The 12,510-nt window shown below is 59.5% G+C and carries 10 protein-coding genes and 1 tRNA gene; 4 read left to right on the top strand and 7 right to left on the bottom strand.

Translation table 11 applies throughout. The features are described 5' to 3' along the window. Nucleotides 1–139 precede the first annotated feature (139 nt). The 5 genes from QTL96_RS25980 to cpdR1 all read right to left on the bottom strand — a co-directional run bounded on the left by QTL96_RS25980 (nucleotide 140) and on the right by cpdR1 (nucleotide 4,967). On the bottom strand, nucleotides 140–2,089 hold the full coding sequence (locus QTL96_RS25980; RefSeq protein ID WP_289729740.1) for a hypothetical protein: 1,950 nt from the start codon (nucleotides 2,087–2,089) through the stop codon (nucleotides 140–142). A 137-nt stretch (nucleotides 2,090–2,226) separates the two neighbouring features. Further along, entirely contained in the window at nucleotides 2,227–3,303 is a 1,077-nt protein-coding gene (locus QTL96_RS25985) for a toxic anion resistance protein (protein WP_289729741.1), read from the bottom strand. After that, a complete protein-coding gene (locus QTL96_RS25990) occupies nucleotides 3,300–4,043 on the bottom strand; it encodes a hypothetical protein (RefSeq protein ID WP_289729742.1) in 744 nt (247 codons plus the stop codon). Before QTL96_RS25990 ends, QTL96_RS25985 begins: the two co-directional genes overlap by 4 nt. Nucleotides 4,044–4,446: 403 nt before the next feature. After that, nucleotides 4,447–4,521, bottom strand: a tRNA-Val gene (locus QTL96_RS25995). Between the two features lie 83 nt (nucleotides 4,522–4,604). Beyond that, on the bottom strand, nucleotides 4,605–4,967 hold the full coding sequence (cpdR1, locus tag QTL96_RS26000) for a response regulator CpdR1 (RefSeq protein ID WP_003542883.1): 363 nt from the start codon (nucleotides 4,965–4,967) through the stop codon (nucleotides 4,605–4,607). 187 nt (nucleotides 4,968–5,154) lie between these two features. Between cpdR1 and QTL96_RS26005 the strand changes: the two genes are divergently transcribed. The 3 genes from QTL96_RS26005 (at nucleotide 5,155) to QTL96_RS26015 (ending at nucleotide 9,137) form a co-directional block, all read left to right on the top strand. Then, a complete protein-coding gene (locus QTL96_RS26005) occupies nucleotides 5,155–6,036 on the top strand; it encodes an N-formylglutamate amidohydrolase (protein ID WP_289729743.1) in 882 nt (293 codons plus the stop codon). Between the two features lie 368 nt (nucleotides 6,037–6,404). Further along, entirely contained in the window at nucleotides 6,405–7,178 is a 774-nt protein-coding gene (hisN, locus tag QTL96_RS26010; RefSeq protein ID WP_289729744.1) for a histidinol-phosphatase, read from the top strand. Between the two features lie 267 nt (nucleotides 7,179–7,445). Continuing rightward, complete coding sequence (locus tag QTL96_RS26015; RefSeq protein WP_289729745.1) at nucleotides 7,446–9,137, top strand: PAS domain-containing methyl-accepting chemotaxis protein; 1,692 nt, start codon at nucleotides 7,446–7,448, stop codon at nucleotides 9,135–9,137. Between the two features lie 128 nt (nucleotides 9,138–9,265). Here QTL96_RS26015 and QTL96_RS26020 read toward each other — a convergent pair whose 3' ends face one another. Together QTL96_RS26020 and QTL96_RS26025 are read right to left on the bottom strand one after the other, a co-directional pair. Further along, nucleotides 9,266–10,261 (bottom strand): cell wall hydrolase, encoded by a 996-nt coding sequence (locus QTL96_RS26020; RefSeq protein WP_289729746.1) that lies wholly within the window; start codon nucleotides 10,259–10,261, stop codon nucleotides 9,266–9,268. 226 nt (nucleotides 10,262–10,487) lie between these two features. Further along, nucleotides 10,488–11,462: an alpha/beta hydrolase gene (locus tag QTL96_RS26025; protein ID WP_289729747.1), complete on the bottom strand. Its 975-nt coding sequence runs from the start codon at nucleotides 11,460–11,462 to the stop codon at nucleotides 10,488–10,490. Between the two features lie 472 nt (nucleotides 11,463–11,934). Here QTL96_RS26025 and QTL96_RS26030 point away from each other — a divergent pair, with 472 nt between their 5' ends. After that, on the top strand, nucleotides 11,935–12,402 hold the full coding sequence (locus QTL96_RS26030; RefSeq protein WP_018899772.1) for an Hsp20 family protein: 468 nt from the start codon (nucleotides 11,935–11,937) through the stop codon (nucleotides 12,400–12,402). Nucleotides 12,403–12,510: the final 108 nt, after the last annotated feature.

Here is a 12,510-nt window from a genome sequence, read left to right on the forward strand (position 1 = left end):
CACTCAACATGCCCAGAAGATGGCATTGGTTGGCTTAATGGATTCTGAACGAGGTTGGGGTGTGGATGAGCGCTACGTCATCTCGAAGATGACCTTGTCATCGACCTCACGACAGTGTCGCTCAGAGAAACGCTGTACGCTAGGCCAAACGTTCCCGCTCCTCCATGAGCGTTTGAATGCGGCCGGCTCTGCGATAGGCAATCCAGATGGCTATTCCAAGGAGCGAGCTCAACAACAGGAGGGCGATCGATAGTCCGAGCGACGCCTTTGTCGCGAGTCTGGCGAAACTGATCGAAGAGTTGGAAAACCACGTTGGCCCGACTTCAACACCTTTCGCGCTCAACCACTCTTTCATAGCTTCCAGTTTTACGAGATGAACACGTGGACGCAGGCTTTTGTCGAACTCGACACGATTAAGCGACGTGGCGGTGTCAGCGGCATTATCTTCCAAGTAGGCGATTTGCGCTAGAATGTAGGATGCCGAAGGCGCACCCATCTCAGCGGCGTCCCCAGAGACTTGCGGTGGATCGGTTACCCCATTCAGGGATGCGGTGCCTCTGAGCTCGAATTTCTCCGGCACAAACTGGATTCCGACATCGGATTTCCGCGCACTGATCGCAGCTTGGTGAATGCTCGCCCTCACGGCTGGGGGAAATGCCGATACCGGTAGCTGGTAGCGCGAATGGTCGGGAAGTCGAATGGCGTTGAGCCCAAGCAGTAACAGGAAGATCGCGGTCCCTGCGAGCCCGAGCGTTCTCGACTTGCGTGTCGCGATGATAATCAGCGCCAAACTCAGTCCGATGAAGGCATACCACCACAACGAAATTGCACCGGCTTGCTCATCGATCCGCACGTCGAGTTTCAGGTCGTTCGCAAACCCGATAGCATCATTGGGGAGGCTGATGAAGTTGAATGCCAGATTCAAAGAGGGGTCCGGCACCCAAATCCAGTAGGAGGCAGCTGCCAGCAGCGCTGAAAGTCCGGCCAGCACCGCCATCCACCTACAATAGAAGCGCAGCCTTACGGCAATGGCAGTGATGGCTCGCTCACCCATGATCATAGAGGTGGGGCGCCCTCTCGTCGCGCTAGTCCCAAATGTATCCGGCGGGCTCTTTGGGATTGCTGCGATTCCCTCGAGCTCCTGCACCATGGAGGATACACGACGACCACGTCGATGGACCGAAGCAGAGATCATATTCACGAGCGGGACCGCAACTGCTGAGATAACGCCGAGCAAGATAAGGACATATGACGCGGATGTTTGGGCCGTGATGTCGCTTGCAACGCGCTCTTGTTGCTTCTGTCCCAGCGCTCCGGCCTCGGTGGCATAGTTGCGAATGGCATCGATCCGCTCGCGGTCAAAAGGATTCATGAGGTCGGCGTATTGATCGATGCCACTTAGTGCGGCTGCAGCGCTCAATGCATTACCATTCAGCGCGCTCATTTGGGCTGCAACGTATTGCGTAGCGTATCGATCGTCGCGGGAGATAGTTGCAGAACCGTTTTGCTGTGCCTGGTCGAGTTTCGCTTCGACCATCTCCTCCATACCTACGGTAAACTGCGCGCTGTTAACGATCAAATAGCGTTCAGCCGAGCCGGGAAACAGTCCCTTCGAAACGTCATGGACGACGCCGAAGATTAGCGGCGCTCCGATGATCGTCAGAACGGACCCGACGATGATCCAGCGCTTCGAGAGCGGAGCGTGGAACGCGAACGCGGCCAAGGCCAAAAGCGTCAAGGCATATGGCGACAATGGGAGCCTGTGCCCCCAGACGCCCCATGGAACAACGAAAAATGCCGCAGCCAAGGCAGCAAAAAGCCACCGGCCTCGAATGACCGCAGAGGCTGCGGAAAGCGCAAGAACGCCTGACACCACGCCCGGGAGATACCCATATGGCGTGCTATCCGTTCTTATGGAGCTGACCCACGATTTGAGGCCTTCCATCTGAAGGATCGCGCGATGGTGCTCCTGTAGATAGATCGAATTGTCCAGCTGCTTGAGGATGTTCGCCGACATTGGCCAAAAACTTGCCGCCGCGAAAAATGCAATGAACGCCGCGAACGCCAAGCCTTGCGCGGCAAGCGACAAGACAAGCGATCGCTCTTCCAGTCGCACAACCTCGTCGCTCGCGCTCTGCCGAGCGAGAGACTGCTCTACACTCGTGGTGGAGACGGTGCGGGCTGTCGCGGCACTTGCTGTCCGAGTTCCGAAGGACCTCGAATCGCTCATCCCGCCAGCCCCGCCATACGGGAACTGGAGAGCATCTCGGCGCGGAGCGTCTGCAGCTTTCCAAGAGCCTCCTTCCGCTCGACAGCTCCCTTTTCGTGGGCGTCGCGCACGTCTGTCAACGTCATCAGGATCTTGTCGTGGACATGCTGTAGCGTTTCCACATCCACAACAAGGCGTTGCGTGGACTTGGCCGTGGCGACCGAGTTTTGATGCAGCAGGTCCGCATTGCGCCGCATGATGTCATTTGTCGCGTTATCTATCGTGTTGGAGAGAGCAACGGCATTCTTTTGCTCATCCAGTGTCAAAGCCAGCATAAAGGCTCGCTTCCATGCCGGGAGGGTCAGCTGGCGGATGGTCTGGAACTTGTCGACAAGAGCGAGATTGTTTGACTGGATTATCCGGACCATCGGCAATGTCTGCATTGCGGCGTGCTGCAAAACACGAAGGTCGTCGGCACGCTTTGTCAGAAGCTGTCGATTGGCCTCCAGCACGGCCCGATATTCGCTTGCGGAGAGGTCGGTGGCGTCGACATCCTGGCGAGCGATTTCGCTTTCCATATCGCGCAACCGGAGTTCGATTGCGGACACATGCTGGCCCAGAGCGGCGTATTCGTCGCGCACACCTTCATACATCAGCTGATAGTCATGGTTTCGCTTCGTCAATGTCTGCGCGGTCGTCTCTATCTGGGTGACCAACTTGTCGACTTGCCCTTTGACGCTGTCAAAATGGGCCATGGCTCGTTCTTTCGACTTCGCGAGCCTCTTCAGCAGGCCACCGATAATCGGCACGCGTGCGGCGGAACTGTCGAGCGATGACAGATTGAACTGCTGTGCCGCGATGACGATCTCGTTCAGCTGAGCACCTGTCCGCTCGATATCCGACGCGCGCGCGGTACCAAGGATTTCATCGGTGTATTTTGAAGATCGCTCCGCGACCTCGTGGCCGAATTGCTGGATCGAGAGTGCAGAACTCAGGTCGATCGTTGCCGCGAGCCGCGCTATGTCCGCATCTGTTGCTGCGTTCAGGAGGTCGGATCGATTACTGCTGCTCGACGTATCTGCTACCTTCGTCATTCTGGAAGAACCTTCTTGAGCAGGGCAATGAGCCTGCGATGTGTTTCGATGAACGAGGTGGCGACGCTGCCTCGCGAATTGATGGAACCACCGTGGATGACGGCCAAAGCATCGCGTTGCCAAACCGGAACCAGCAGCGTCTGAACGTCCGTACAGCGATCAAGCAGGGACGACAGAAGTTCCACCGAGATCGCGATCTGCCTGATGGTCAAAGCGTTCGCGGTTTCCATCGTGGCGATATTGGACAGACGGCGTTCGAAGCGCGTAATCAGGGCAGGCTCAACAGCCGTGGAACGGGTGAGAAGCGCTTGCCCGTCATGCAAAACCTGGGCGATCCGGACCTGTTCGTCACCAAGCTCCCTTGCCGCTGATAGGAGCAAGTCCCGGATGCGCTCGGCGCTATTTGCCAGTCGAGCCAGTTGCTGGAATTGCTCCGAGACCTTCTTGCTTGCCAGTTCAAATCCAAGCCTTGCCTCGACATCGGCGCCGGTGAAGCGGCCGATGATCCCTTGCTTTTTGAGCAGCTTTCTAAGGTCAAGGCTTTCCAGCAAGATAACGAGCGATTCCACGGCCGATCGAATGTCGTGTGCGGGCGTGGAACTGAGAAGCTGGTTGTCGAAATTCGGCGAATACGCCGCCAGATCGAGGGCCGAGACGGCAAGGTCATTTATCTCGGCAAGAGATCTGAACGTCGATTTCGAACCGACAGCATCCGCATTGCTTCTGTCGCCAATGAACATCCGTCTCGCGCCACCTCCACCTTTGGACCTCATACTCTGCAAGAAGCCTAAAAATACCGTGAATTGCGGTAGTACTATTCTAGTTATGCTCGCTTGAAGGGTTCTTCTGCGCGTGGTGGTGATGACGCTCTGGTTTCAGAGAAGGGGAGAGCAAGCTTTGCGAGACCTTGCTCGGGCATCTCCGATTGCTGGAAGGCCGCGCTTGAAAGAATGGATAGTGGCAACCCGCGCCGAGCGCCAATGATCGCATACCAGCATCGAAGAGGGGTTGGCCGCAACTGAAAGCGTGCGTTTCCGGCAGTGGCGAACAAGAAGCCTGTTGCCTGAATTTCGCACTAAGCTGAAAACGAATAAGGGCTCAGCGATTTTTCGCTAAGCCCCTGACTATTCAGTCTAATCTGGATGGTGGGCGTGACAGGGATTGAACCTGTGACCCCTACGATGTCAACGTAGTGCTCTCCCGCTGAGCTACACGCCCATCCGATGTCGGCGCATAGACCACAAACCTATTTGGCCGTCAATAGGCCTTTTTCAGATTTGTGACATACGCCCACAGAACCCTTAGGCCGCAAGCATTTTGTTGACTTCGTCAACGAGGTCGCGGAGGTGGAAAGGCTTGGAAAGGACCTTCGCGTCCTTCGGTGCCTTCGAATCAGGGTTGAGTGCCACGGCCGCAAAACCGGTGATGAACATCACCTTGAGGTCGGGATCGAGTTCGGTGGCGCGGCGCGCCAGCTCGATGCCGTCCATTTCGGGCATGACGATATCGGTGAGAAGAAGGGAAAAGGGCTCTTCGCGAAGGCGGTCGTATGCGCTGGCGCCGTTGTCGTAGGACAGGACCTTGTAGCCTGCCTTTTCGAGCGCCTTCACAAGGAAGCGGCGCATGTCGTTGTCGTCTTCTGCAAGAAGTATCTTCTGAGTCATTATCCAGACCGCTGATCAGTGGAATTTATGCGTGAGTATTGGTCATTTACACTAGATTTCGGCCGGTAAACAACCGGTGAAGCGCCTGTGCAAAGCGTCATCCCCATGAGATAGTATGGACTTGGCGGCCTTCAACTGGCAACATGGGCGAGATAGCTGCCTGCCAGCATGGTTAAGAGGGAAACAGGTGGACGAGATTCCCGCGTACGAGCTTTTTGAGATACGGGAACCCGCGTCGCACACCATTCCATTCGTCTACAATTCTCCCCATAGCGGCCGCATCTATCCGCCCGAATTCATCGCGCAATCCAGATTGCAGGGGATTTCGATCCGCCGCTCGGAAGACCATTATGTCGACGAGTTGTTTTCGGCGGCAGGCGCGCTCGGGGCGCCGCTGCTGCTCGCCAATTTTCCGCGCGCCTATCTCGACGTCAACCGCGAGCCATACGAGCTCGACCCGCGCATGTTCGACGGGCTCCTGCCTGCCTACGCCAATATCAATTCGTTGCGCGTGGCCGGCGGTCTCGGGACCATCCCCAGGATCGTTGCCGAGAACATGGAGATCTACGCGCGTCGCCTGCCGGTGCAGGAAGCGCTCGATCGGATCGAGGCGGTCTACAAGCCCTATCACGCGGCTCTGCGCCGGCTGATCGCGCGCACGCATGTGCAGTTCGGCTTCGGTGTGTTGATCGACTGCCACTCGATGCCGGGCAATATCCGCGTCGCTGGTGCGACTTCGCGGCCGGATTTCATCATCGGCGACCGCTACGGCACCAGCGCCTCGGCGGAGCTGTCGCGCATGGCCGTCAGCATCTTCGAGGAGATGGGTTTCGCCGCGATCCGCAACAAGCCCTATGCCGGCGGCTTCATCACCGAGCATTACGGCCGTCCCTCGCGCGGCCTGCATGCGCTGCAGATCGAGGTCAACCGTTCGATCTATGTCGATGAGGTGACGCTCGAGCGCCGCGCCGATTTCCCGCTCGTGGCCGCCGCGATCACCTCCTTCATGCGCCAGATGGCCGACTACGTCGCCAAGTTCGCCAGCGATACGGCGCTGGCCGCGGAGTAGGGCGGTTTTTCGCGCGCATTCGAGCGCGCCGTATTCCAACGCAGTATTGCTGTCGTGAAATTGCGGTAGGTTACCTGTCGCGGCGATGGGTTTTCGTGTCTCCGTGCCTGCGACGGTTCCGGCCTGCTTCCAGCCCGACAAAAAAAGACCGCCTTGCGGCGGTCCAAGTCTAGGGAGGAAACACCCAAGGAGGGTATTTACAGTCAGAAGACTGTAGGGAGACGCTACTATTGCAGTGCACAATTGTCAATCATTTTATTGCGGTGCGCAAAATATGTGCAGCCGGCTAAAAGTTGCTGCTTCCGTTTGCAAAATGAGCCTTTTCGGCTATGGAAAGCGGCATCGACAGTCTCACACGGATGTCCCTCATGTTTCCTGATCGCACCTTCTTCAATCGCCTCGCGGAAGCCGCCAAGGCCGAGACGCTGCCGCGGTTTCGCTCCGGGACCGGCGTGACGAACAAGCTTGCGTCGGGCTTCGATCCCGTCACCGAGGGCGACCGGGCGGCCGAAGTGGCGATCCGGGCGCTGATCGAACAGCATTTTCCCGAGCATGGCATTCTTGGCGAGGAGTTCGGCAATGTCGGGCTTGATCGCGAGCATGTCTGGGTGATCGACCCGATCGACGGCACGCGGGCGTTCATCTCGGGCGTTCCCGTCTGGGGTACGCTGATCGGCCTCTACAAGAACGGCCGCGCGATCATGGGGATGATCGAGCAGCCGTTTACCGGCGAGCGCTATTTCGCCGATGAGAGCGGCTCCTATTACACCGGTCCCGAGGGCGAGCGGAAGCTTCAGGTGCGCGATTGCGCCGGGCTTTCCGATGCGATCCTGTTCACCACCTCGCCGCATCTCTTCGCGGGCACCGAGATGGAGCGCTATCGCGAGATCGAGAGCCAGGTGCGGCTCTTCCGCTATGGCACCGATTGCTACGCCTATGCGCTTCTGGCGGCCGGGCATATCGATCTCGTCGTCGAGAACGGCCTGAAGCCCTACGACGTCGGCGGCATCATTCCCGTCATCGAGAAGGCCGGCGGCATCATTACCACATGGGATGGCGGCCGGCCGGAGAATGGCGGTTCGATCATCGCCGCCGGCAGTCAGGCGGTCTATGATGCGGCGGTGGCGATCCTGCGCCGTTAAATCAAGGGTTGTGCAAGGGTGGGCGATATCAGGCCCGGTTTTGTTAGGCCTAGACAATGTTCAATAGCATTGGTTGTTCTTGATCGACGTGATCCCTCACCGGTTGTTCGTTTTGCAAAAACATGCGGTTACTTGCATGGCAAGATGCTCGCGGGGGATGAACATTAATCGAACGGAAAGACTTCGCTGCAAATCTTGCCGCTGAAATGAATGTATTTGGATCCTTGCCTTCCGGCGGTCCGCATTTCGGTTTTGAGGCAAATTATAATGCAGCTTTTTTCTTTTGGATCCGCAGCCGGCGCCAAGGCCGTTCTTGATGCCGTCAGTCGTTCCCAGGCCGTGATCGAATTCGACATGGCGGGCAATATTCTCTTCGCCAACGAGAACTTCTGTCAGGCGATGGGCTACCGTGCCGACGAGATCGTCGGGCGGCATCACAGCATGTTCGTGGATCCGGAAGAGGCGAAGAGCGCGGATTATGCCGCCTTCTGGAAGCGGTTGAACAAGGGCGAGTTCGATCGCCGGCAGTACAAGCGCATCGGCAAGGGCGGGCGCGAAGTGTGGATCGAGGCGTCCTACAATCCGGTCTTCAAGGGCAGCACGCCCTACAAGGTCGTGAAATTCGCCACCGTCATTACCGATACGAAGCTGAAGAGCGCGGAAGATGCCGGCAAGCTAGATGCGCTCTCGCGCGCCCAGGCGACGATCGAGTTTACGCCCGACGGCCATATCCTGACGGCCAACGAGAATTTCCTGAAGACGCTCGGCTATACGCTGGAGGAAATCCGCGGGCGGCATCATTCGATGTTCTGCGATCCGGCCTATGCCGCGAGTGCGGAGTATAAGGAATTCTGGCGCAGTCTGGCGGCCGGGCAATTCGCCGCCGACGAGTTCGCACGTATCGGCAAGGGCGGCCGCAAGGTGTTCATCCAGGCCTCCTACAACCCGATCTTCGACATGAGCGGCAAGGTGTTCAAGGTCGTCAAATTCGCCACCGATGTCAGCGAGCGGGTGCGTGCCGTCAAGGAGCTCGCCGTTGGCCTGCAGGCGATGGCGGATGGCGATCTGGACCAGACGATCGAAAAGCCCTTCATCGCCTCGCTGGAGACGCTGCGCACCGATTACAACTCCTCGATCGGCCGGTTGCGGTCGGCGATGCAGGCGATTGCCAGGAACGCGACGCAGATCGCATCGGGCACGCGCGAGATCAGTGCGGCGTCCGACGATCTTGCCCGCCGTTCGGAATCGCAGGCTTCGTCCGTGGAAGAAACCGCAGCGGCGGTGACCGAGATTTCCACCACCGTGTCGGATTCGGCGCGCCGGGCGGCGGATGCTGGGCGTCTTGTCGACGACACGACGAAGAGCGCGCAGGATTCCGCCGATGTCGTCAAGCAGACGGTGGACGCCATGGCGCGGATCGAGCGTTCGTCGACCCAGATCGCCGGCATCGTCAGCGTTATCGACGATATCGCTTTCCAGACCAATCTTCTGGCGCTGAACGCCGGTGTCGAGGCGGCGCGTGCCGGTGAAGCAGGCAAGGGGTTCGCGGTCGTGGCGCAGGAGGTTCGGCAGCTTGCGCAGCGTTCGGCCGATGCGGCCAAGGAAATCAAGGCGCTGATCCACGATAGCGAGGCGTCGGTTCGTGACGGGGTGGCGCTGGTGGACAAGACCGGTGCGGCGCTGGAAGCGATCGCGACGCGGGTGCTGCAGGTGCATGACAACGTCTCGGGCATCGTGGTGGCGGCGCGCGAGCAATCGCAGGCGCTGGGTCAGATCAACGAGGCCGTGATGTCGATGGATCAGGACACGCAGCGCAATGCGGCGATGGTCGAGCAGACCGCGTCAGCGAGCCGCAAGCTGGCGGGGGAGGCGAGCGCGCTGTTCGAGCTGATCGGCCAGTTCAAGGTCGGCGACGAGCGAAACGCGCGCGGCGTGGCGCCACTGGCGAGGGTTGCCTGACGATCGCGATCCGGCGCGTCAGAGATGACGCGCCATAGACCGGACAGTCCAGACAGACAAGCAAAGAAAAAGGGTTCCGCCGGCAGGCTGGAACCCTTTTTTGTTCGATCGCCTCGGGAGGGCTGAGATCAGCCGCCGATGCCGCCGCGCATGCGGGCGGTGTCGAAGGCCGTCGGGCGTGGCGTCGGCACGGCCACGGCGGTCGGTACGGTGTAGGCAACGGCCTCGAAGGCGGCCGGCGCGGGTTCGGACGGGACATAAGCCTGCTGGACCGGAACCTGCAGCACGTGTTGCTGCTTGGTCTGCGCCTGAGCCTGCTGGAACCGATCCTGCTGGAATTGCGGCTGCTGAACCTGGGCCGGTTGCAGCTGGGCTGTCTGCACCTGTGCCTGCTGAACCTGCGGCTCTTCCATACGGACCGCTTCGGCGGTCGTCTGCATGGGAGCGGCCTGCGGCACGGGGACGCTTTCCGGCGCTTCGTAGGCGGTTTCGACAACGCCTTCAGCCATCGGAATCGGCTCGCGGGCCGGCGAAGAGGCTGGCGTCAGCAATTCGAACTGCGCGGCCATCTGGCTGTGAGCGGGAACGAAATTCATCGCGACTTCGTAGGCGGGGAGCGGCGAAGGGGTCTGCAGCTCGCCATCGGCGCCGCGCTTCTCGTAGAAGGCATTGCCGCCGGCAACCGTCACGTAGTGCATGTTGTCGTAGGGGAACTTCATACCGTCGGTATGGAAGAACATGGCTTCCTTGACGGCGGGATTGCGCTCACCCTTCAGGAGTGCGTCGGCGGCTGCGTTGAGATCGGGCTCCGCCTGTGCCTTGACCTCACGGGTCATGACGCCGGGGGCGAACTGCTTGGCCTGCGAAACGACGCCGCAAATGGACTTGGGATAGGCAGGGGATGTCAGGCGGTTCATCACGACGCTGCCGACAGCCATGTAGCCGTCGTGGTCGGAATGCAGCGATTCGAAATACATAGCCCGCTTGAGGCAGGTTCGGTCTTCCGTCGTGTAATTGTAGGTGACCTTACCGGGCGTGCCGGTATGCAGACGCTTGGTCGTCTGAATGCTGCCGGTGGTCTTTGGCGTGCTAGTGCAGCCCGTGGCAGCTAAGCCCACAATCATGATCCCGAAGAGAGATCGTCCCAATACGTAATGCGCCCTCAACGCCAGGTGCCCCCTATGTGATTAGTTCAGCCCTTATCGAAAAAGTGAGTAACTATTATCTTACAATCGTAAAAATTCAAACACCGCGTTACATTTTTGTCTCAAAATGTGATCGGGCCGGTCGGAACTTCGCGATCCCGGACAAGTGGGGCGGGGAGTGGAACCCCGCCTGACGCGCTTCGGCTCAGGTGCCGAAGCCCTCGAATTCCTCGGAAACCTCGGCATCCGCGCCCGGAATGAAGGCGTGGAAGGCGGCGAGCGCTGCCTGTCTGTAGACGTCGCGTTCCTGCAACACTTCGTGACGAGCGCCGTTGATCGGCACCAGCTGGCCGGCGCGGAAATAGCGCGAGAGACGCTCCTGGGCGATGTAAGGCACGATCGTATCGCGCGTCGGCGCGATTACGACGGTCGGGATGGTGATCGAAAAGAGGTGGTTCGGCGCGGTCACGCGCTCGATGGTCTTGAAGGATTCGACCAGCCAGCGCGCAGTGGGCGGGCCGAGCGTCAGATCGGGATTTGCCTGCGCAATCGCGACGTTGCGTTCGAAGCGCACCTCGTCCGATGTCAGCGGATTGTCGCGGAAGGGCTTTTCCCTGAGTTTGCGCGACAGCGGGTGCGACCCGAGGCCGAGCGCGCAGGCCGCAGACGCGAGCCAGCGGATGGTGCCGGCCGAGGCTGCCTGGCCCGAGAGGCCGATGAAGGGCGCGGTCAGCACCATGCGCTCGATGCGGGTCGTGAGATAAGGAGCGGCCGAGAGCGCGATCAGCGCGCCGGTCGAATGCGCCAATATATAGAAGGGCAGGCGGGTATCGGGCAGCACGACTTTCTCGAGGAAGGTATCGAGGTCGTGTTCGTAATCAACGAAGCGGCGGACATGGCCGTAATGACGCTTCTTCAGCATGCGGTCGGAATTGCCCTGGCCGCGCAGATCGAAGGTGGCGACCCAGAGACCCTTGTCGGTCAGATCGCGGATCGTCTCGTAATATTTCTCGATGAATTCGTTGCGCCCGTGCAGCAGAACTACGGTGCCCTTGGCGACGGATGCCTGGGAGCGGAAGACGGCGTAGCGCAGCTTCAGGCCGTCATGCGTCTCGAAGTAGCCTTCCGTGCGGTTTTCCGGAACCGGATTGCCGGGTGTCGAAAACAGAACCTGTTCCATAGCCGTCAGCGCGCGCCCTTCGAAAGGATTCGGGATTGAAGTAAAGCGGATAGGCGATCGGCCTGTCAAATCAAAGAAAAAAGCGTTCCTGAGATGCGCGTCGTCCGTGCCCGGTCAAAAAAAGTGGCCGGCATGCGGGACCTGAGGGGAGCGCAGTGCCGGCCGGAGATCGGGCTGGAGACGAAGGGACGATACACTCCAGCCATCGAGCCAGTGTAACCCGATGACGCAATGATTAGGCCCGTGCGTCTGAACGGATGCCGAACCGGGTGTTCATGCGCGGTTCACGGTGGCTGGCCGTGGATTTTCGGTGGTTGCGAGCGGCTTTCCGAAAGGGTCTTGAAGTCCGAAAATGCCATCCCCATCTCATGGTAGCGGACGCCAGAACGGGTCCGCGGAACCGTCCCGAAGCTGCCGATCAAGGGGTTTTGGGGCAATTTATCGCAATCAGTCGCTTCCTCAGGAGGACATCATGCGTCACGTAGACTTCTCTCCCCTCTATCGTTCCACCGTCGGTTTCGACCGTCTCTTCACCATGCTCGACAGTCTGGGCCAGCCCGACCAGGGCCAGACCTATCCGCCCTACAATATCGAGCGCACCGGTGAAAACACCTACCGCATCACCATGGCCGTTGCCGGTTTCGACGAGACCGAAATTTCGATCGAAGCGCAGGCCCATGCTCTCACCGTCAAGGGCGAGAAGAATGAAGACAATGCGGAAGGCTCCGAATTCCTCTATCGCGGCATCGCCAAGCGCACCTTCGAACGTCGCTTCCAGCTTGCCGACCATGTCGAGGTGACGGCTGCTTCGCTGAAGAACGGTCTGCTCCATATCGACCTTCTTCGCAGCATTCCCGAGGCCATGAAGCCCCGCAAGATCGCGATCGCCGCCGAGCCAGTGAGCGCGCCGAAGGCCATCGAGGCTCAGGTCACCAACTAACCAATCCCTCCCAGGATATGGCAACGAGGCGGCGTCCCCAAGGGGGCGCCGCTTTTTTGTTGTCCGACACGCCTGGTTGGCGGCGCGTCGGGTCACGCCGCCGATGCG

It is taken from the genome of Rhizobium sp. S163, assembly GCF_030380805.1.
Taxonomy (GTDB): domain Bacteria; phylum Pseudomonadota; class Alphaproteobacteria; order Rhizobiales; family Rhizobiaceae; genus Rhizobium.